The organism is Paraburkholderia tuberum STM678 (assembly GCF_902833905.1).
Lineage (GTDB): Bacteria > Pseudomonadota > Gammaproteobacteria > Burkholderiales > Burkholderiaceae > Paraburkholderia > Paraburkholderia tuberum.
The window spans coordinates 146,658-164,807 of the sequence record NZ_CADFGP010000002.1 but is presented as its reverse complement, the minus strand read 5'-3'; the positions used below and the strand labels follow the sequence as shown (position 1 = coordinate 164,807).

Annotated in this window: 21 protein-coding genes; 10 read left to right on the top strand and 11 right to left on the bottom strand. The window is 63.7% G+C overall.

All coding sequences use genetic code 11. The features are described from left to right. Positions 1-36: 36 nt before the first annotated feature. From HWY30_RS02420 to HWY30_RS02375, 10 genes are read right to left on the bottom strand one after another with little or no spacing between them, the layout of a single operon-like run. A complete protein-coding gene (locus HWY30_RS02420; protein WP_090808039.1) occupies positions 37-867 on the bottom strand; it encodes an aspartate dehydrogenase in 831 nt (276 codons plus the stop codon). Continuing rightward, a complete protein-coding gene (locus HWY30_RS02415) occupies positions 860-2,518 on the bottom strand; it encodes a thiamine pyrophosphate-binding protein (protein WP_090808041.1) in 1,659 nt (552 codons plus the stop codon). Before HWY30_RS02415 ends, HWY30_RS02420 begins: the two co-directional genes overlap by 8 nt. Continuing rightward, positions 2,511-3,320, bottom strand: a complete 810-nt coding sequence (locus HWY30_RS02410) for an SDR family oxidoreductase (RefSeq protein ID WP_090808043.1) — start codon at positions 3,318-3,320, stop codon at positions 2,511-2,513. Before HWY30_RS02410 ends, HWY30_RS02415 begins: the two co-directional genes overlap by 8 nt. Continuing rightward, a complete protein-coding gene (locus HWY30_RS02405; protein WP_090808045.1) occupies positions 3,320-4,204 on the bottom strand; it encodes an IclR family transcriptional regulator in 885 nt (294 codons plus the stop codon). The genes HWY30_RS02410 and HWY30_RS02405 overlap by 1 nt, the downstream gene beginning before the upstream one ends. Beyond that, positions 4,201-5,106, bottom strand: coding sequence for an alpha/beta fold hydrolase (locus HWY30_RS02400; protein WP_090808047.1), 906 nt, complete (start codon positions 5,104-5,106; stop codon positions 4,201-4,203). Before HWY30_RS02400 ends, HWY30_RS02405 begins: the two co-directional genes overlap by 4 nt. A gap of 49 nt (positions 5,107-5,155) precedes the next feature. After that, positions 5,156-5,686 (bottom strand): cupin domain-containing protein, encoded by a 531-nt coding sequence (locus HWY30_RS02395; protein WP_090808049.1) that lies wholly within the window; start codon positions 5,684-5,686, stop codon positions 5,156-5,158. Between the two features lie 26 nt (positions 5,687-5,712). Further along, positions 5,713-6,480: an SDR family oxidoreductase gene (locus tag HWY30_RS02390; RefSeq protein ID WP_090808051.1), complete on the bottom strand. Its 768-nt coding sequence runs from the start codon at positions 6,478-6,480 to the stop codon at positions 5,713-5,715. Next, positions 6,473-7,558 (bottom strand): aromatic ring-hydroxylating oxygenase subunit alpha, encoded by a 1,086-nt coding sequence (locus HWY30_RS02385; protein WP_090808053.1) that lies wholly within the window; start codon positions 7,556-7,558, stop codon positions 6,473-6,475. Before HWY30_RS02385 ends, HWY30_RS02390 begins: the two co-directional genes overlap by 8 nt. Positions 7,559-7,606: 48 nt before the next feature. Then, on the bottom strand, positions 7,607-7,918 hold the full coding sequence (locus HWY30_RS02380; protein WP_090808055.1) for a recombinase-like helix-turn-helix domain-containing protein: 312 nt from the start codon (positions 7,916-7,918) through the stop codon (positions 7,607-7,609). Position 7,919: 1 nt separating this feature from the next. Next, positions 7,920-8,234, bottom strand: a complete 315-nt coding sequence (locus tag HWY30_RS02375) for a non-heme iron oxygenase ferredoxin subunit (RefSeq protein ID WP_090808057.1) — start codon at positions 8,232-8,234, stop codon at positions 7,920-7,922. Positions 8,235-8,675: 441 nt separating this feature from the next. Here HWY30_RS02375 and HWY30_RS02370 point away from each other — a divergent pair, with 441 nt between their 5' ends. Continuing rightward, the gene (locus HWY30_RS02370) at positions 8,676-9,749 is read left to right on the top strand and encodes a porin (RefSeq protein ID WP_090808059.1); all 1,074 of its coding nucleotides are present in this window, start codon (positions 8,676-8,678) and stop codon (positions 9,747-9,749) included. Positions 9,750-9,856: 107 nt separating this feature from the next. Here the strand turns inward: HWY30_RS02370 and HWY30_RS02365 are convergent, their stop codons facing one another. Then, positions 9,857-10,831: an IclR family transcriptional regulator gene (locus HWY30_RS02365; RefSeq protein WP_090810327.1), complete on the bottom strand. Its 975-nt coding sequence runs from the start codon at positions 10,829-10,831 to the stop codon at positions 9,857-9,859. Positions 10,832-10,991: 160 nt separating this feature from the next. On the opposite strand from HWY30_RS02365, the gene HWY30_RS02360 reads away from it, so the two are divergent. From HWY30_RS02360 to HWY30_RS02320, 9 genes are all read left to right on the top strand, one after another. Next, complete coding sequence (locus HWY30_RS02360) at positions 10,992-11,288, top strand: hypothetical protein (protein WP_090808061.1); 297 nt, start codon at positions 10,992-10,994, stop codon at positions 11,286-11,288. A 101-nt stretch (positions 11,289-11,389) separates the two neighbouring features. Next, the gene (locus HWY30_RS02355; protein WP_090808063.1) at positions 11,390-13,102 is read left to right on the top strand and encodes an acid phosphatase; all 1,713 of its coding nucleotides are present in this window, start codon (positions 11,390-11,392) and stop codon (positions 13,100-13,102) included. Between the two features lie 217 nt (positions 13,103-13,319). Further along, positions 13,320-13,679 (top strand): DUF3564 domain-containing protein, encoded by a 360-nt coding sequence (locus HWY30_RS02350; protein ID WP_090808065.1) that lies wholly within the window; start codon positions 13,320-13,322, stop codon positions 13,677-13,679. Between the two features lie 321 nt (positions 13,680-14,000). After that, on the top strand, positions 14,001-14,750 hold the full coding sequence (locus tag HWY30_RS02345) for a DNA/RNA non-specific endonuclease (RefSeq protein WP_090808067.1): 750 nt from the start codon (positions 14,001-14,003) through the stop codon (positions 14,748-14,750). Beyond that, positions 14,743-15,003 (top strand): hypothetical protein, encoded by a 261-nt coding sequence (locus tag HWY30_RS02340; RefSeq protein WP_090808069.1) that lies wholly within the window; start codon positions 14,743-14,745, stop codon positions 15,001-15,003. Before HWY30_RS02345 ends, HWY30_RS02340 begins: the two co-directional genes overlap by 8 nt. A 310-nt stretch (positions 15,004-15,313) precedes the next feature. Then, on the top strand, positions 15,314-16,429 hold the full coding sequence (locus tag HWY30_RS02335) for a SpoIIE family protein phosphatase (protein WP_090808071.1): 1,116 nt from the start codon (positions 15,314-15,316) through the stop codon (positions 16,427-16,429). A gap of 12 nt (positions 16,430-16,441) precedes the next feature. After that, positions 16,442-17,005, top strand: coding sequence for a SiaB family protein kinase (locus HWY30_RS02330; protein WP_090808073.1), 564 nt, complete (start codon positions 16,442-16,444; stop codon positions 17,003-17,005). Between the two features lie 19 nt (positions 17,006-17,024). Then, entirely contained in the window at positions 17,025-17,420 is a 396-nt protein-coding gene (locus HWY30_RS02325) for a DUF1987 domain-containing protein (protein ID WP_090808074.1), read from the top strand. A gap of 1 nt (position 17,421) precedes the next feature. Next, positions 17,422-18,147 (top strand): GGDEF domain-containing protein, encoded by a 726-nt coding sequence (locus HWY30_RS02320; protein ID WP_090808076.1) that lies wholly within the window; start codon positions 17,422-17,424, stop codon positions 18,145-18,147. The last annotated feature ends 3 nt before the right edge of the window (positions 18,148-18,150 follow it).

Below are 18,150 nucleotides of genomic sequence, written 5' to 3'. Positions count from 1 at the left end.
CTTTCAAGCCAGGGGCTTAACGGGTCTTAACGGGTCTTAGATCACGCAGCGCGCCGCGCGATTGCGCAGTGCGCGGATCGCGCTATAGGCGGTCAGCGCGGACGTCTTCGGGTTGTCCGGCAGCGGCTTGCCGCTCATTTCGAGCGCCATCTCGCCGAACGCGCCCCGCGCGACGATGCGATGCACGTTGCGCGTCACGTTCGGATCGGCGATCAATCGCACTGTCGTGTTGTCGAGGCCGAGGCCCGCGAGCGCGATCGTCGCGGCGACGTTCGCGTTCTTCGGATAGAGCCGCGCGGCCTCGCGCGCGCTGCCCTCGAAAATCACTTTCTCTTCGGCGAGCGTGGCCAGATCGCAAACCGCTTCGGCCGGCGTGCCGAGCCAGCCGACCGGCGGCTTGCGGCCCGTGTACAGCACTTCGTCGAGACCGCCGAAGCGCGCCGCCGAGATCGCGTCGACACCGCCGATCGCGCCCGACAGCAGCGTGACCGTCGCGTCGCCTTGATCGGCCGCGGCCGCGAGCGCATCGAGCAGGCCGACATCGGACAGCGCGCCGATCGACGCGACCGCACAATCGGTGCCCGCCTTCAGCAACGGCACGACGTGAGCGACGAGCGCGCTGTGGCCCGCGCATTCGAGCGCGAACTGCGGCTTCGTGCTCAGCGCCGCCACCGACGACACCACGTCGACGCTCGCGCCCACCACTTCACGCACCGACGCCACATGACTTTCAGGCACGATCACATGCGACACGCGCACCGCCGGATCGGCGGCGACCGAGCGGTACACCGCCTGGCCGATCGCGCCGAAGCCGATCATCGCGATGTCGATGGGCGCGTGATGTCCCGCGTAGCCGGCCTCATGCATGTTGCGGCTCCTCTTTCTTGACCGGCGGGCCCGCGAACGCGGTGGCGAACGAGCCGACCGACAGCATGTCCACTTCGACCAGCACCGGACCCGTCTTCGCCATGCCTTCGCGGATGATCGCGGCGGCGTCGTCGAGCGACTTGATGCGGTAGTGCGGGAGCTTCAGGCTTTCGCAGAACTGCGCGAAATCCGGCTGATGCAGTTGCACGTAGCAGCGGCGGCCGCCGTACTGCGCGTCCTGAATGTTGCGGATCACGCCGTAGCATTGGTCGTTCATCAGCACGATCATCACGTTGGCGTTTTCCTGCACGGCCGTCGCGAGTTCGCCGACGTTGACCATCAGGCCACCGTCGCCGCACAGAGCCACGGTCTTCGCCGCATTGCCCGCGAGCGCCGCGCCGATACCCATTTGCATACCCTGGCCGATGCCGCCGCCGAGCGCGTGCACGCCAGCGCGCGGCGTGAAGATCTTCAGCAGGCGGTTGCCCCACGTGCTGTTCGAGATCGTGACGTCGCGCACCCAGTTGTAGTCGCGGCCCACGGCTTCCTGCAGCGCGTCGACGAGACGCTTGTAGGGCCCAAGACCCTTGCTGACGTCGGCGACCGCGCTTTCGCGCGCGGCGGCCAGGTCTTGCGCGAACGCCGGATCGATCTTCAGCTTGCCTTCGAGCAGCGTCGCGAGTTCGTCGAGCACCGCGGCGGCGTCGCCGTGGATGAACATGTCGTTGCGATAGCCGCGGTTGTCGGCGAGCGCGTCGGCGTCGATGCGATACAGCGGCTGCGGCAGCGCGAGCTTGTACTTCAGCGTTTCATTGCCACGCAGACGCGAGCCGACCACGACGAGCGCGTCGCAGGTCTTGTAGAAGCTTTCGACCGCCGGGTGCACGTTGAACGCGCCGAGCGTGGCCGGGTGATCTTCGGGCAGCACGCCGCGACCCTGCACGCTGGTCACGACGCCAAAGCCGAGCGCGACCAGACGTTCGACCGCCGCGCGCGCGTGGCGCGTGCCGCCGCCCAGCCACAACAGCGGGCGCTTCGCCTTCGTCAGGTGCTGCGCGAGTTGCGCGACGCGGTCCTTGCAATGCGTGAGCGTACTCACGTGCGGGGCGCCGAGATCGCTCGGCCATTCGACTTCGGCGGCCTGGATGTCGATCGGAATCTCGACGCTGACCGGGCCGCTCGGCGCGGCTCGCGCGACACGCACGGCTTCGCGGATCGTCGGCAACGCGGTTTCGACCGAGCGCACGCGGAACGCGGCCTTCGAGATCGATTGCAGCATCGACAGCTGATCCGGTGCCTCGTGGATGTACGCGAGGTCCTGATCGAGATAATCGGTTTCGATCTGGCCGGTCACGTGCAGCAGTGCCGTGCCCGCCGTCAGCGCTTCGACCATCGCGCCCGCCGCGTTGCCTGCCGCGGTGCCGGTGCTCGTGAAGGCGACGCCGAGGCCGCCGGAGACGCGCGCAAGCCCGTCAGCCATGTTCACCGCGCCGGCTTCGCCACGCGCGCCGACATAACGGATCTTGCCGCGCGTGTTGATTGCGTCGAGGATCGGCATGTTGTGGATCGAGATCACGCCGAAGGCGGTTTTAACGCCGCATTGCTCGAGAAAGGCGGCGATCAGTTCGCCAACGGTGGTTTTGTTAGACATGTCGTGCAACGCCTCCAGAAACATCGATGTGACTGCCAGTCGTGTACGACGACAGCGGGGTAGCCAGATAAAAGAGCGCCTGTGCGGCTTCTTCGGGACGGCCGAAGCGGCCGAGCGGGATGTTTTTCTTGCGCGCGAGTTCGCCGGTCCAGTCTTCCCAGCTCTGTCCGGGCTCGGCCTGGGTGGCATAACGGCGGCGCCATTGACCCGATTCGACGATGCCGATCAGGATCGAATTGACGCGCACGCGCTGCGGCGCCAGTTCGACCGCGAGCGACTTCGTCAGGCTCAGCAGGCCCGCGCGCGCCGACGACGTCGCCACCATATGCGGCTCCGGCTGCAGCGCGAGCAGCGAGTTCACGTTGACGATCGCCGCGTTGCAGCCGGCGCCGGCCGTGTCGCGCAGCATCGGCAGGAACGCGCGGGTCGGGCGGATCACGCCGAAGTATTTGAGGTCGAGTTCCTCGCGCCAGGCCTCGTCGGTCGTATCGGCGAAGGTCGACACGCGGCCCTGGCCCGCGTTGTTCATCAGCATGTCGGTGCGGCCGAAGCGCTGCTGCACCGCCTGCGCGAACGCGTTGACTTCGTCGGCGTCGAGCACGTCGCAGCGCTGCGCGAGCAGTTGCGCGCCGGAATACTTCTTCGTGAGCGCGGCTTGCGCCTGTGCGAGCCGCTCGCTGTCGCGGCCGCAGATCGCGACCGAAGCGCCGGCGCGCAAAAACAGTTCGGCGGTTGCGAGGCCGATGCCGGACGAACCGCCCGTCACCACCGCTACCTGTCCGGTCAAATCGATTTGGATCATCAGAGCCCCAGTGCCTTCATGTACTTGTTGCCGCTATTCGGCCCAGACTTCGGCCGGTAATTGAGCCGCTGCGACAGCTCGTCGGCCGCGCGGCGCACCTTGTCGACGAGACCGCCGTCGAGCAGCGATGCATCGATCTCGCGGCGCGGAATCGTCGTCGTGATCACCGCGACGATGCGGCGCGAGTCGTTACGCACCGGCGCGCTGACCACCGAAATGCCGCGCTCGAACGAAGACTCGCTGATCGCGAAGCCGCGCCGCGCGTCGTCGCGAATCCGTTCGTACAGTTCGTCGACCGTGGCCGGCGTCTGCGTCGTGAAGCGCTCGAGTTCCGGCTCCGGATAGAGCTTCTTCAGTTCCTCGAACGTCAGATCGCCCATCAGCACCTGGCCATGGGTCGTCGCATGCGCGGGCAGGCGCGTGCCGACGTTGACCTTCACCGAACTGAAAATCGGCGCATGGCTTTGCGCCTTCGCGACGAACACGACGTCGCGTGCATCGCGAATCACGATGTGGCTCGTGAGGCCAGTCTCGTCGCGCAGCTTTTCGATGATCGGCAGACCGAGATCGGTCAGTTCGAGCGAGCTCAGATATTCGAAGCCGAGCCGCAGCACCGCGACGCCGAGGCGATAGTTGCGGTCCTTGTCGGCGCGTTCGAGAAAGCCGAGGAATTCGAGCGTCTGCAGCAGACGGAACACCGTCGTGCGCGGAATGCTCAGGCGCCGCGACAGCTCCGGTGCGCCGAGCACCGGCTCGCGCGGCGAGAACTCCATCAGGATCTTCAAGCCGCGTTCGAGACCGGGCACACGGTAGCCCGAATCGCTGCTCGTTTCGTTGCCGTCGGCGGCGAGGTCGCGGTCGGCGTCAAGAGTGTCGGGCGTCATTGATTGGCTCCGCTTTGGCTCAATGGGCTGTCGCTTGCGCGGCAGAACGTATCGACGATCGCGGTGTACGCGGCGGGTGCTTCGATATAGCCGGCGTGTCCCGCGCGCGGCACGATCTGCAGACGGGTCCGCGCGGCCAGAGCGATCTTTTCGCAGGCCTCGGGCGTCGTGATCGTGTCTTCGGCGCCGACCGCGACGTTCACGCGACCGTCGTAGCGCGCGAGGTCGGCCGCGAGATCCGCGTTGGCGAGCAGGTGCGTGGCCTGCGCGTAGCCATGCGGCATCACTCGTGACATGTTCCAGCGGACCCATGCGCGTGCTTCGTCGCTCGCGTGGGCGGACAGCATGTTTGCGCTGCGCGTGTTGGCGAGACCCTGGGGCCCCAGTTCGTTCAGCATCGCGAGCCGTTGATCGCGTTTGGCGTCGCGCACCTCGGGCGCGGCCGCACCGTAGCCGCCCGCGGGCGACAGCAGCAACAGACCCGCCAGATAGCGGGGATGCGCGGCGGCAAACGCGCCGGCGACGATCGCGCCGAGCGAGTGCCCGACCAGCACGCAGCGTTCGATACCGAGTGCGTCGAGCCATTCCTTCAGTACGACTGCGTAATCCTGCGCAACTGGCGAAGCTGCCGCGACCGGCGAGGAAGCGCCATACCCCGGCGCGTCCCAGGCCAGCACACGGCGCGTCGCGCCGAGCGCGTCGAGCTGCTGCACCCACGAAGCCGCGCCCGAACCGATGCCGTGCAGCAACACGAGCGGCAGCGCGTCGTGGCCAGCGCGATCGACTTCGCGATAGCTGAGCACGCGTTGCGCGGCGAGGCTGCCTTGCTGCGCCGGATAGCGTGCGAGACGCGCTTCGAGCGCGGCAAGCTGTTCGGCGTTGACGGACGGGACTGCGGACATGATTTCCTTTGCGGGTGAAGTGGAACGACGTGGACGGCGTGGCAGCGCGTTAGCCGCGCTTGATCTTCGCGAGCGGCGAATCCGGCGGATACGTCGGCGTAATCGGCTTCGGCGAACCGAGCATCACGCACATCAGCGCGTCTTCCTCGCCGATGTTGACTTCCGTGCGGTACACGCCGGGTGGCACCGAGATCAGGTCACGCTCGCCGAGCACCGCTTCCCACGTCTCACCGTCACGCTCGCAGATCACTTTCATCTTGCCGCGCAGCACGAAGAAGATTTCTTCGACGTCTGTATGAATATGGCTCGGGCCGATGTTGCCGGCCGGGATCACCATCGTCGAGAACGTGAAGTTGCCTGCGGGCACCGTGTTCATGTCCTTCGCGACGCCGGTACCGCCGGTACCGACATAGCGCATCTGCGCACGTCGATACTTCGGATCGTAGTCGGCCTGGAACTTCAGCGCGTCCCAGTCGTAGCGACGCGTCTCCAGGCGTGCGACGCGGCTGTCCAGCCATTGCTGGAAGCTTGCGTCCGCGGGTTGGTCCCAGGATTTGCGTTCGTTGTCGGCGTCCGCCATCTCTTTCTCCTTTCGATTCGACAAGATCAATTCATCACGAAGCCGCCGTTGACCGGCAGCAGCTGGCCGGTCACAAAGCGAGCGGCATCGGACAACAGAAACAGCACCGGCCCGGTCACATCGTCGGGCACTTGTGGGCGCGTGAGCGCGCGGCCTTGCAGGTAGTACTGGTGACGCTCGGCGGGCACGTACGCGGTTGCCTCGACTTCGGTCAAGCCCGGCGCGATCGCGTTGACGGTCACGCCGTGCGCGCCGAATTCGCGCGCGAGCGAGCGGGTCATCGAGATCACGGCACCCTTGCTCGCCACATACGCGAGCAGCTTCGGCGCGCCCCACATCGCCGTGTCCGACGCGATGTTGACGACGGCGCCGCGGCCCGATTCGCGCAGATAGGGCAGCGCGGCGGTGCTCATCAGCCAGGTGCCGCGCACGTTGACGTTCATCACGGCGTCCCACGTTTGAACGGACAGCTCATCGGCGAACTTGCCGCCGGAGTTCGTGATCGCCGCGTTGTTGATCAGCGCGTCGAGACCGCCGAGCTGGGCCGCGCCCTCTTGCGCGAACTGCTTGACGCTGACCGGATCGGCGAGGTCGAGCGGCAGATAAGTTGCCGCGTGGCCCTGCTCGCGCAGCGATGCCGCGAGCGCGCGGCCTTCGTCGTGCAGCACGTCTCCGAACACGACCTGTGCGCCAGCTTCGACGAGCGCACGGACGAACGCCGCGCCGAGACCGCGCGCGCCGCCCGTCACGAGGACGCGCCGGCCCTTGAGCGCTGCGAGTGCGTCGTTATGCATGGCTGTGACCGGCTTCGTTGGCGGCGGGCGTCGCGTTGGCCGCGCGATGCGCTTCGAGCGCGGCGAGATCCTGCTGTGCGCGTTGACGCAGCATGCGGCGCACACGCGTCATGCCGACGTCGTGCTGATAGAGGAACTCGTGATCGCGCGCGTTCGGGGCGAGGCTTTCGAGGACGTAGCGGTCCTGCTCGAGCACGTCCCAGTGCAGACCTTCGAGGCGGTTGCGATACAGGAAGCGCCATGCGTCGCGCTGCCAGCCCTGCACCTTGCGGGTGCGCCAGAAGTACACCTGGCAGTTGTCGCCATCGACCGGAACCGCGAAGCCGATGATGCCGAAGCTGCCGCCCGGGCCGAACTTCTTCTTGTACGGAATCGCGAGACGCATCCACAGCGCGCCGGTGTCACCGAGTTCGACCCAGTCGAAGTTCACGTCGCGCTGGCCGATCTTCTCGAAGATCAGACCGGTTTCGGTCTTGCGCACGCGCATCTCGGCCTGCTTGTCGCCTTCGGCCATCGAGTGCGACGTCGCGTGCAGATAGGCGCCGTGCATCGGGTCCATCACGTTGTCGATTGCGTACTGGTAATTGCACTTCCAGTTCGACATGCACAGGAAACTTGCGTATTCCTCGCCGACGAGTTCGTCAGGCAGCACGAGCGGCGCCGGTTCCTTGTGCGCGTCGTCGCCGAACCACAGGAAGATCGCGCCGGCGTGTTCCTCGGCCGGGTACGACTTCACGCAGGTCTTGCCTTCGAGCGGACAGCTCGACACGGCGGGCACGTTGATGACGGTGCCGCTGCCGTTCACTTCGACGCCGTGATACCAGCACGCGACGCGATCGCCGAGGTTCCAGCCGAGCGACAGACGCGCGCCGCGGTGCGGGCAGCGGTCTTCGAGTGCGTGGACTTTGCCTTCGCTATCGCGCCACAGCACGATCTGGTCGCCGAGACGCGTGACGCCGATCGGCGCGTTGCCGACCTGCCAGCTCGGTGCGACGGGATACCAGTAGTTGCGCAGGCCGCGGTCCAGATACGACTTGACCGGATCGGCCGTGCCTTCAGTTGTAATGGGGGACGTCATGAAGAGACTCCAGTACGAATGCGGTGAAACGTGTTCGGAAAAGCGCGCCTAGTCGGCGAGCTGACGGAATTCGGCGGCCAAACGCTCGGCGTTCCACTGAGTGCCTTCCGGGGTGCGGAAACCGTCGCGATTCAAGCCCTCGACGACCTCCGGCAGTTCTGTTGCGCCGGCTTCGAAAACGCGTTCGAGCGCATCGCCAAAGTCGTTTTCGTACTGGGTCGGCTCGGCCTTGCGGTTCTGCCAGACCATGTTGCTGCTCTCGCCCGGCTTCTCGATCACGCCCTTGCCTGCGACGTTGTTCGGTTGCGGCGCGAGCCACGGCTGCAGGAAGGGATTGAAATTCACGGCTACCTCTCGCATGTCATTCCACCTTGATCTGGATTTCTTCGCCTGCGAGACGTACCGAGTACATCTTCAGGTCGCGGCCGCCCGGCTCTTTCAGGCACTTGCCGGTCGGGATATGGAACACGGCTTCGTGCAGCGGACATTCGACGGTGTCGCCGTCGACGAAGCCCTGCGTCAGCAACGCGTACGCGTGGGGGCAGACGTTTTCCATCGCGTAGATCTCGTCGCCCACCTTGTAGATGCCGATCTCCGTGCCGTCGAGCTTGAACTCGAGCGGGGAGTCTTCGGACAGGTCACCGGCATGTCCGGCACAGCGCCATGGTTCGGTCATTTCTCACGTTCTCCTGAGACTTGATGTTCCATATACGGAACATCAGTTCGTGTATGGTCGATTATAGGAGTCGGTCTACGCCGAGAAAATAAAAAAATGAGCTCTTAGGGGAAAACACCGACTGTCGTTTTTGGCACACATCGGCGCGCCGTGCCGGGCGCACAACCTTTAACCACGCGGGCCTTTGCTAAGCATGGCCTAGCCGGAATCCCAGACGTGGGACGATCGGCAACAGCGGGTTTGTACTGATCTCAAAATTTATTTTGGATGATTTCAGCTTCACTATACTTTCCATAGGCGATACATGTGTCCATAGGTGGAACGCAGACGTAAAGCCGATGTGGTTCTGGCGCAGAAACCAGAACGGAATTAACCCCAGAGAACAGATCAGGGACGGCGCATTCGGCGAGTGTCTACGTCGTTTGATCAGGAGGACCAACGGTGAAGCAAATCATTGCGGCCGGTTTGACGGCAGCTTGCATGACCACGGGCGCGTGGGCGCAGAGCAGCGTGACGCTATATGGCAGCCTCGATGCAGGTGTCGCGTACATCAGCAACGTGGGCGGCAGTTCGAAGTGGATTCAGGAACAGGGCAACATGCAGCCTGACCGTTGGGGCCTGAAGGGCGTCGAAGATCTGGGTAATGGCCTGAAGGCGGTGTTCCAGCTCGAAAACGGCTTCTATACGAACACGGGCGCGATGGCGAAAGCGGGCGTGCTGTTCAACCGTCAGGCTTACGTCGGTCTCGCTTCCGACCGGATCGGAACGCTGAGCTTCGGTCATCAGACGCCGTTCAGCTTCGACGTGCTCGGCCCGTTCAGCACCGGCTACCAGGCGGCGAGCTGGTACGCGTTCCACCCGGGCAACATCGACGCGCTCGCCAACACCGCGGTCGTGCCGTACGACAACTCGGCGAAATTCCGTTCGGCGTCGTTCGACGGCTTCACCTTCGGCGCGATGATGGGCCTAGGCAATCAGACCAACTTCGCGATCGGCCGCTCGTATGGCTTTGCGGCGACGTACGCCAACGGCGGCTTCAAGGCAGGCGCAAGCTATTCGAACGAGAACAACCGCACGCCGTCTATCGTGACGACCGGCATCACGACCTTCCAGGGTCAGCCCGCCGCGACCTACACGGCCGACAACCTGCAGAACATGGGCCTGGGCCTGTCGTACCAGTTCGGCAGTGTGCTCGTACACGGCCTGTACACCCGCGTGAAGCTCGAAAGCGCCGGTCACTCGGACACCTATCAGAGCTACGACGCTGGCGCGAACTGGCAGGTCACGCCGTTCAACACGATCGCAGGCGGCGCCGCGACGACGACGCTGGCCGGCCATCGCTGGACGCAGTTCATGATCGGCAACGTCTATGCGCTGTCGAAGTCGACGCAGGTGTATATCAACGCGCTGTATCAGCGCGCCGGTTCGAACACCGACGCGGCGTTCTTCACCGCGGGCGTATCGAGCGGCCGCAATCAGGCGATCGTCCTGAGCGGCATCCATCACTCGTTCTGATGATTTGACGACGTGACACGGCGAGTCCGGCTGTGCAATGCAGCAGGACTCGCCGACAGATATGAAATAAGTATTTGAAGTAGTCGCGCCGTGAAGTCAGCGCGCACTCAATGCGCGGCAACCGATCTGCGGCGCGCCTGCATCGCGGTCGGATCGTCCGGCCTCGGGTGATAGCTCAGGCGCTCGGACAGCTCCAACGCCGCCTGGCATACGGCGATGATCAGCGGCTCGCGCTCGGCGGTCTCGCCGATATCCGAACGCGGGATCGTCACCGTCAACGCGGCGACGATCTTACCGCTCTGGTCACGCACCGGCGCGCTCACCACCGAAATCCCCCGCTCGAACGACGCCTCGCTGACCGCATAGCCAAGCGCCGCGCTCTCGCGCACCCGTCCATACAGTTCTTCGACGGTCGCCGGCGTGCGCTCGGTGAAGCGTTCGAGCTGCGGTTCCGGATACAGCTGGCGCAACTCTTCGAAGCTCAGATCGCCCATCAGCACCTGGCCATGCACCGTTGCATGCGCGGGCAGGCGCGTGCCGACGTGCACCTTGACTGAACTGTACATCGGCTCGTGCGTCTGCGCCTTCGCGACAAACACGACGTCACGCTGATCGCGGATCAGCAAATGCGTGCTGAGCCCGGTCGCGTCGCGCAGGCGTTCGAGAATCGGCGTGCCTACGTCGGTCAGCTCGAGCGAACTCAGATACTCGAAGCCGAGCCGCAGCACCGCGACGCTGAGCCGGAAATAGCGGTCGCCGTTGACGCGTTCGAGGAACCCGAGCGCCTCGAGCGTTTGGAGTAAACGAAACGTGGTGGTGCGCGGGATGCCGATCCGCTTCGATAACTCCGGCGCGCCGAGCACCGGCTCGCGCGCGCTGAATTCGGCGAGGATGCGCAGGCCGCGTTCGAGGCCGGGCACCAGATATGTGGATCCGCCGGCGCTGTCGTCGTCGTTGGCGGAAGCGGACACGTCCGCGCTTTGCGCGTGCGACTGCGCCGGTTCGTGTTGTGCCGCGGAGGCTGCCGCCGCACGGGGTTTGGCCTGCCTGCGTCCCACTCCTGTCTGCTCTTCTTTTGCCATCTTGGCTGCCGTCTCTATGCGGTTCATCGGGTTCAATTCAGGATGATAGCGCGAAGCACGCGGCGAATCGGCCATGGGCGGTGCTATGCTTTGATCCGGTCCGACGGCGCGGTGTATTCCAGCCGCTCGCTCGCGCCGCCCAAGCGTAGGAGGCCACGTCATGTCCAGCGCGGTCCAAATTCAGGTTGCCGACTCGCATCTTTATCCGGGCTGCGCGGTGCGCATCGCGAATCTTCCCGAGCCGGCCTGCGCGTCAAACGTCGCCGAGGCGCGCGTCGAATTCGCGGACGGTTCCGGTGCGCACGCCACCTGCCATCGGCGCGCACATGACGAACTTGAATTGACCGTCGAGCGTTATGCGACGCAAAAACGTCATCCGATCGACGCACGGCACTGGCTACTATTGGCCGTCGATGCCACGCATCACAGTTGGCGCGTCAAGCGTCGGCTGCCGTAAAGCCGCGAGGCCTGCCGCCCTCGGCGGACCCGTAACCGGTGTCGCGCGCGCCGCTTCGAGCGGCGCCGATGCGACCGTCACGTCTCCTTCGGAACTCACCGATGACCGACCACGATCCTCACCTGCCGCCGAAACTGGACAACCCCGATTCAATCGATAACACCAACGACGCCCCCGACGATCCCGAACGCCGGCGCGTACTGACCGGTCTCGCGGCGGTCGGCCTCGGCCTTGCGCTGACCGGCTGCAAAACAGGCGAGGGACTCGCTGGCAACGGGCCGCCGCGCAGCGCCGCCGACTTGCGGCTCGACGCTGCGCTGCACGATCAGGTGAAGAACATCGTGGTGATCTACGCGGAGAATCGCAGCTTCGCGAACCTGTACGGCAACTACCCGGGCGTCCAGCATCCGCTCGACGCGCTCACCGCCCAGCAATACGTCCAGCTCGACCGCGACGGCAAGACGCCGCTGCCGCGGCTGCCGGCCATCTGGGGCGGGCTCGTGCCGCAGGCGCAGGAAGTGGACGGCAAGCGCTACATGATCGGCGAAAAGGATCTCGATCATCTGCGCAACCGGCCGTTCCGCATCGTCGATGCGCACGGCGCGCCGCTGCCGACCGGCGTGATCACGCGCGACCTCATCCATCGCTTCTATCAGAACCAGATGCAGATCAACGCGGGGGGCAACAACCAGTTCGCCGCGTGGGGCGATTCCGGCGGCCTTGTGATGGGGCACTACCGCAATTCCGCCGACACGCTGCGTCTGTGGAATCTCGCGCAGCAGTACACGCTGTGCGACAACTTCTTCATGGCCGCCTTCGGCGGCTCCTGGCTGAACCATATCTTCCTGATCTCGGCGCAGGCGCCCTACTATCCGGACATCCACAACAGTCCGGCGAAGAAGATGGTGTCGGTCGTGGAAGGCGACGATCCGACCGGCACCCGTTTGAAGCTCGCGCCCAATTCGCCTGCGTCGGCGCTCGACGGTCCGCCGAAGTTCGTCAATGACGGCGCTTTCACCGCCGACGGCTACGCAGTCAACACGATGGCGCCGCCGTATCAGCCGAGCAGCGTGCGTCCGGCCGAAGGCGGCGACCCGGCTTTCGCGGATCCGTCGAACCCGCGGGTAATGCCGCCGCAGAATTACGCGACGATCGGCGACCGGCTGACCGGCAAGGGCATCGACTGGGCGTGGTACAGCGGCGCGTGGCAATTCGCGCTCGATCATCGCGATACGGGGTCGATGCCCGACTTCCAGTACCACCATCAGCCGTTTAACTACTTCGCCAATTACGCGCCGGGCACCGCCGCGCGCCGCCGCTATCTGCGCGACGGCGGCATGGGTAACGACGCGTCGACCAATCGCCTGATTGCCGACATCGACGCGGGACGTTTGCCGACCGTGACGTTCTATAAACCCCAGGGCGACCTGAACATGCACGCGGGCTATGCGGACGTCGCCTCGGGCGACCGTCACATCGCGACGCTGATCGAGCACATCCAGCGCGGCCCGCAATGGCAGAACACGGTCGTGATCGTCACCGTCGACGAGAACGGCGGTTGGTGGGACCACGTCGCGCCGCCGATCGGCGATCGCTGGGGTCCGGGTTCGCGCGTTCCCGCGCTCGTGATCTCGCCGCTGGCGAAGAAGGCTTATGTCGATCACACGGTGTACGACACGAACTCGATTCTGCGTTTCATTAACCGTGTGCATGGACTCGCGCCACTCGATGGCGTGGTCGCGCGCGACAAGGCATTCGCAAGCAACGGACTCGCGCCGCTCGGCGATCTGACCGCTTCGCTCGATCTCGCTTGAGCGCCTCTCGGCTGCGTTGATTTGTCGCGGCTCGCGGTCTGCATGTGGTCGTTACTGCATGCATATCGCGTACGCCGCGGCGCAGTAAGGATTCACCGTACCTCGCCACACCTTTTGGCGACCTGATTTTCCATTCGCACATCATGCCTTTGTCTTGCATAAAGCGCCGCGCCGCCTAGACTGATAAAGCGCTTCGCAATTTATGAACGGAACTGATATGCGACTGACCATCCTGATTAACGGTTCCGATCCCACCGTAAGCCATGATTACGCTGTGCTCTGGCTCGATACCGATGAACATCGGTGGTCGAGAGAAGCGCATCAAGGGATCGACCTGCCCCCATGGGGCGAACTGCGCGACGAAAACGGCGTGACCACGCTGTGCGCACCGAGCGCCGAGGCGCCGCTTTGTACGTTGCGCGGTCTGCACGTCGATCGCAAGGAGCGAGTGAGCGCCGCGCAAGGCGCCGCTGCATGGACCGCGCTGCAAACACGCAAGGCGACTAGCGGCTTCTGGCGTTTGCAGGCGGTGGATCGTCAAAAAGTGCGCGCTGAAAACAGCGTGTTCGGTAATTAAGTTCTGGCGCGATTCGTCGCGCTTCTCTTTTCCGGTCGAAACTTCCGGCTCATTGCACGAGCACTGTTCGTACGCGTAAATCTGTTCGTGCGCAATCGAACATAACGTGCCGCGATATCGCACAGCCTTAAGACATTCTTAAGATTGCGTGCGTAGATTCAGAAGTCCACGCATTCGGGTCGCTGCAAAGCGGCCCACTTTTTTGTCCGGCGCACGCCGCCTCTGCCGTTTCCAATTCCCTTCCTTCGATTCGCATTGTGCAGTCGCTCGATGCGGGCCACGACGCTATACTTGCGTCCCCGTTCATCGAACCACCGACCCATGAAGAAGTGGCTTGCCTGTCTGTTACTCGCCGTCGCCGCTCATGCGAGCGCGGCGCCTTCCTGCACCGGATTCACGCCGAATGCGCAATGGCCCGTCCTCACCAATCAGAAGATGGCGCCGAAAACGCGCCTGCTTTGTTATAGCGATTTCGCGGTGCTGCATTCGGGTATCACGCACGGTCCGCTGTGGTCTGCCGAGCATCTGACGCGTGAGCACATCGAAGAAGCGAAGGACATGGTGCGCACCAACAAGTTCTTCGAAGACGCGCGTCTGCCCGAAGGCGAAGGCGCGACACTCGCCGACTACAAACGCAGCGGCTTCGATCGCGGTCATATGAGTCCGGCGGGTAATCGGTGGAACGACGAGGCGATGGCGCAATCGTTCTCGCTCGCGAACATCGTGCCGCAAAATCGTCAGAACAACCAACGATTGTGGGCACGCATCGAAACTGCCGTGCGCAAGATCGCACTCGCCTACGACGACACGTACGTCGTCACCGGACCGCTGTTCACCGGCCAGCAATTGCAGACGATCGGCCCGACGCGCGTGTTCGTGCCCACCCAGTTGTACAAGGTCGTCTACGTGCCGTCGCGTCAACTGGCCTTCGCAGTCGTGGTTGATAATGTAGCGACCAACCGCTACGACATCCGCACGATTCACGAACTCGAAGCGATGTCGGGCATCCGCTTTCCGGGCATTCCGGACAACCTCAAGGACCAGCGGCCAGGAGGACTGAAAGGTGTTTAAGCCCTATTCGAACGATGACGACCTGCTCAACATTCAAGGCGATGCGCTCACGCTCAGCAATGGCACGACGCGTGTCGTGCTGAACGGCACGCTCGAATTGACGCGCGATCAACGCGGACTGAAGGCGGCGCTCGCGTTGAAGGAAGCGCTCGATGCGATCGTCGCGAGCCTGCAGGCGCAGAAGGATTTACCGGCAAAGGTGCAGGACGAGCCGGATGCTAAACCGGGTATCGTGCAGAACCCGTTTCAATAACGGATTCGGCAGCGTTGCATTTGCGCAACTTCGCAGATCGTAAGTTTTACTGATGTCGGTCACGCAAACCTTTGCGTGACCGCTAGTTTTTCTAATCTCGCGCCAATAGAGCGGATCGCCTCCCCTCTGTCACATAATGTACATAGAGAAACCTTAGCGTGCGAGGTTTCTTCACACATCGACTGGCGTCGCCATGCATGCTGCGTTCTCGAGATTTCGCCGTTCTTCCGCACAGGGTAATCCGCGCACTGCCGGAGACTTGTGCCAGGAAGTTCCATCCGTAGACGTTGAAGATCCCAACTCCGTGGTCATGGAGATCTTCTCGGCGCGCCGCGACATGCAGAGTCTCGCTGTCATCGACGACCACCGTCCCATCGGCCTGATCAACCGCGATATCTTCATGTCGCAAATGAGCAAGCCGTTCCATCGAGAGCTTTACGACAAGAAGAGTTGCATAGCGTTCATGGACAAGGAACCGCTCGTCGTCGACGCCGACGTGAGCATCGAAGCGCTGACGTTCAGGACCGTCGAGGCGGGAGAAAAAGCGCTGGTCGATGGTTTCATCGTGACGCGTGACGGACTCTTCTCGGGTCTCGGCAGTGGTCTGCAGCTCATCAGTGCGGTCGCGGAAATGCAGGCGGAGAAGAACCGCCAGATCATGCAGAGTATCGAGTACGCCAGCGTGATACAGCGCGCCATGTTGCGTGCTTCCAGCGAGACCCTGTCGATGAAGCTGCGCGACGCGGCGATGGTCTGGGAACCTCGCGACGTCGTCGGCGGCGACTTCTATCATTTCGCGGCCTTTCCGACCGGCTGGTTTGGCGCTGTTGCCGATTGCACCGGACATGGCGTACCGGGCGCCTTCATGACCTTGCTTGCTTCGGCGTCACTGTCGAAGGCGCTCGAACAGATCGGTCCGCGCGACCCCGCCGCGCTACTGGCGGCCGTCAATCAAAACGTCAAGGGCTTGCTTGGGCAAGTGAACAGTGCCGACGAAGGAACCCAATCCAACGACGGTCTGGATACCGCACTCTTCTGGTTCGACGCCACGCAGAGCGTGCTGCATTTTGCCGGCGCGAGGATCGCTCTGCACATCCTGTCACCCGATGCCGCGGAGTTCGAAACGATCGGCGCCGACCGCATGGGTGTCGGTTATGTGGACAGTCGCGCCGACTATGCGTGGAGCTTGCGCTCGATTCCGGTCAGGGCGGGCAGCCTGCTGTTCATCTATACCGACGGCCTCGCCGATCAGATCGGCGGCCCGCGCAACATTTCTTTCGGCCGGCGCCGTGCGCTCGACCTGATACTCGAAAACCGCGCCGAAACTCCGGCGACGATTTGCGAGCGCGTCCGGCTCGCGCTCGCGGAGTGGCAAGGCCAGCAACCGCGCCGTGACGACGTCACGCTTTTCTGTGCCCGCATTTAGCGAATTCCCAGAATGTCCCAACTACTAGAACAAGACAGCGCCTTTTTCGAACTCGCGCAGCGGCGCAACGTGCTCTTCTATCACAAGGGCTACTTCTCCCATAACATCGTCGCGTCGATGGGCGAAGTCGTGAAACTGCAGCTCGAAGTTGCCGGCGTCAGCGGTCCTACTCGCCGCAAACTCTTCTCGTCCTTTATCGAGCTGGCACAGAACATCGTTCATTACTCGTCGAACGCGCTGGAGCCGGGTGGCGAACGGGCAGGCGAGATACGCGAGGGCGCGGTGTGCATCTCCAGGCACGGCGAACATCACGTAATGTTGTGCGTCAATCCCATCGCGACCGCCGAAGTCGAGGACCTGCGAAGCAGGTTGGAGCCTCTGCGCAACATGTCACTCGAAGAAATCAAGCAAGCATACAAGGTTTCATTGCGCACCGATGCTCCGAAAGACAGCAAGGGCGCCGGGCTCGGCTTCCTGACGATGGCGCGCGATGCGAGCGCGCCGCTTGAATTCGCTTTTCATCCGCGTGCCGACGAACCGGGCACCACGCTGTTTTGCCTCATGGCCATCATCTGAGCAGGAAGGCACACGAACAATGGAAAACCTACACATCCCGGCGACGACGACGTCGCCCGAAGTCGATTTTCGCTTCGACCAACACGCGTTGTCGATCAGGGGAGAGTCCTACCCCGAAAACGCAGCCGCCTTTTACGCGCCGATCATCGAGCAGATGCGCAAATACCTCGCCGCGAACGCCGGGGCCGAGATCACCATCGACGTCGCGCTGACGTACTTCAATAGCTCGAGTACCAAAATGCTGTTCAGCATCTTCGACGCGCTCGATCAGGCGGCGGAATCGGGAAGCCGCGTGTCGATGAACTGGTATCGCGACGAGGAAGACGAGACCATTGCCGAATTCGGCGAAGAACTGAAAGCCGATTTCCGCGCGATCGAGTTCACCGATCGTCCCATTGCGCAGCAGGGAAAGTAAAGTGCGTTCGACCTCTTCCCTTGACGTGTCCTCGGGCGGCGCACCCGATCTGTTCCAGAACGAAAGCACCGCGCTGGCAAAGGCTCGGGCCATGCATTCGATCATCGATGCGGACCCCGCGGAGTATCGCCAGTCGTTGGGCGAACTGATCGAGCACTTCCAGCGCCTGATGCGCGAGACACGGCGCCTGATCGGCCGCAGCGACCGGGCCGAACGCGAGATGCAGGCGCTGGCCCAGCAGTTGGCGTATCGCGCATCGCACGACGCGTTGACGGGCGTACTGAACCGCAGTGCCGTGATCGAACGGACCACCAAGGTCTTGCGCATCAGCAGCGCGGTGATGATCATCCTCGACATCGACGAATTCAAGCGGATCAACGACGACTACGGCCACCCCACCGGAGACGCGGTCATTTCGGGGGTCGTCGATTGTCTGCGCAGAATCGTCGGGGACCAAGGCTTCATCGGGCGAGTGGGCGGTGAGGAGTTCACCGTGCTGCTGCCCGGTCATGAACCGGCCAGCGGTGCCATTCTTGCCGAGCGCATGCGAGAAGCCATCGGTGACTCGCTGGTCGTTCCACCCGTCGAGCGCCGCATCACGGCCAGCTTTGGCGTCAGCATCAACGAGGTCGGAACCTGTTTCGACACCGCATATGGCCTCGCCGATGCGGCTCTGTACCGCGCCAAGCGAAGCGGGCGCAACCGCGTGGAATTTGCCGATCGATAGGCG

Bases quoted from the DNA above. Each gene is read 5' to 3' on its own strand.
- HWY30_RS02420 (WP_090808039.1), bottom strand. From the start codon at position 867: ATGCATGAGGCCGGCTACGCGGGACATCACGCGCCCATCGACATCGCG.
- HWY30_RS02415 (WP_090808041.1), bottom strand. From the start codon at position 2,518: ATGTCTAACAAAACCACCGTTGGCGAACTGATCGCCGCCTTTCTCGAG.
- HWY30_RS02410 (WP_090808043.1), bottom strand. From the start codon at position 3,320: ATGATCCAAATCGATTTGACCGGACAGGTAGCGGTGGTGACGGGCGGT.
- HWY30_RS02405 (WP_090808045.1), bottom strand. From the start codon at position 4,204: ATGACGCCCGACACTCTTGACGCCGACCGCGACCTCGCCGCCGACGGC.
- HWY30_RS02400 (WP_090808047.1), bottom strand. From the start codon at position 5,106: ATGTCCGCAGTCCCGTCCGTCAACGCCGAACAGCTTGCCGCGCTCGAA.
- HWY30_RS02395 (WP_090808049.1), bottom strand. From the start codon at position 5,686: ATGGCGGACGCCGACAACGAACGCAAATCCTGGGACCAACCCGCGGAC.
- HWY30_RS02390 (WP_090808051.1), bottom strand. From the start codon at position 6,480: ATGCATAACGACGCACTCGCAGCGCTCAAGGGCCGGCGCGTCCTCGTG.
- HWY30_RS02385 (WP_090808053.1), bottom strand. From the start codon at position 7,558: ATGACGTCCCCCATTACAACTGAAGGCACGGCCGATCCGGTCAAGTCG.
- HWY30_RS02380 (WP_090808055.1), bottom strand. From the start codon at position 7,918: ATGCGAGAGGTAGCCGTGAATTTCAATCCCTTCCTGCAGCCGTGGCTC.
- HWY30_RS02375 (WP_090808057.1), bottom strand. From the start codon at position 8,234: ATGACCGAACCATGGCGCTGTGCCGGACATGCCGGTGACCTGTCCGAA.
- HWY30_RS02365 (WP_090810327.1), bottom strand. From the start codon at position 10,831: ATGGCAAAAGAAGAGCAGACAGGAGTGGGACGCAGGCAGGCCAAACCC.
- HWY30_RS02360 (WP_090808061.1), top strand. From the start codon at position 10,992: ATGTCCAGCGCGGTCCAAATTCAGGTTGCCGACTCGCATCTTTATCCG.
- HWY30_RS02355 (WP_090808063.1), top strand. From the start codon at position 11,390: ATGACCGACCACGATCCTCACCTGCCGCCGAAACTGGACAACCCCGAT.
- HWY30_RS02350 (WP_090808065.1), top strand. From the start codon at position 13,320: ATGCGACTGACCATCCTGATTAACGGTTCCGATCCCACCGTAAGCCAT.
- HWY30_RS02345 (WP_090808067.1), top strand. From the start codon at position 14,001: ATGAAGAAGTGGCTTGCCTGTCTGTTACTCGCCGTCGCCGCTCATGCG.
- HWY30_RS02335 (WP_090808071.1), top strand. From the start codon at position 15,314: ATGGAGATCTTCTCGGCGCGCCGCGACATGCAGAGTCTCGCTGTCATC.
- HWY30_RS02330 (WP_090808073.1), top strand. From the start codon at position 16,442: ATGTCCCAACTACTAGAACAAGACAGCGCCTTTTTCGAACTCGCGCAG.
- HWY30_RS02325 (WP_090808074.1), top strand. From the start codon at position 17,025: ATGGAAAACCTACACATCCCGGCGACGACGACGTCGCCCGAAGTCGAT.